The following is a 566-nucleotide window of genomic DNA, read 5'->3' on the forward strand; positions in this document are numbered from 1 at the left end:
GGCCGCGGCTTCGCCGTGGTCGCCGACGAGGTGCGCGGGCTGGCCTCGCGCACCTCATCGGCCACCGCCGATATCCAGAGCATGATCGGCACGCTGCAGGCCGGCGCGCGGGAGGCGGTGCAGGTCATGCAGCGCAGCCGCGACCAGGCGCAGCACAGCGTCGGCCATGCCGGCGAGGCCGAGCAGTCGCTGCATGGCATCAACAGCCGGGTCAACGAAATCAGCGCGATGAGCAGCCAGATCGCCGCCGCGGTGGAACAGCAGAGCGCCGTCAGCGAAGAGATCAACCAGAGCATCGCAAGCATCCGCGGCGGCTCCGACCAGCACGTGGCAACCGGCCTGCAGAGTCAGGAAAGCGCCTCGGGCATGGCCCGCCTGGCAGATGGCATGCAGGAGCTGGTCCAGCAGTTCTGGGGACGCCGCCGGGCCTGAGCGGGCGGCCCTCAGACCTCGCTCGGCACAAAGCGCACCCGCACCAGCAACCCGCCGAGCGGGCCCTGCGCAAGCTCGATGGCGGCGCGGTGGGCGCGGCTGATCTCGCCGACGATGGCCAGGCCGAGCCCGCG

The 566-nt window shown here is 71.7% G+C and carries 2 protein-coding genes; one reads left to right on the forward strand and one right to left on the reverse strand.

Annotation, left to right across the window (positions count from 1 at the left end; translation table 11 throughout):
• On the forward strand, positions 1-432 hold a 432-nt coding region (locus tag BAY1663_RS22885; protein ID WP_037045494.1), incomplete at its 5' end, for a methyl-accepting chemotaxis protein.
• An 11-nt stretch (positions 433-443) separates the two neighbouring features.
• Here BAY1663_RS22885 and BAY1663_RS25665 read toward each other — a convergent pair.
• Positions 444-566: hypothetical protein (locus BAY1663_RS25665; protein WP_256206962.1), on the reverse strand; the 123-nt coding region annotated here is incomplete at its 5' end.

The organism is Pseudomonas sp. BAY1663, assembly GCF_000582595.1.
In the GTDB taxonomy this organism is placed as follows: Bacteria; Pseudomonadota; Gammaproteobacteria; order Pseudomonadales; family Pseudomonadaceae; genus Stutzerimonas; species Stutzerimonas stutzeri_AF.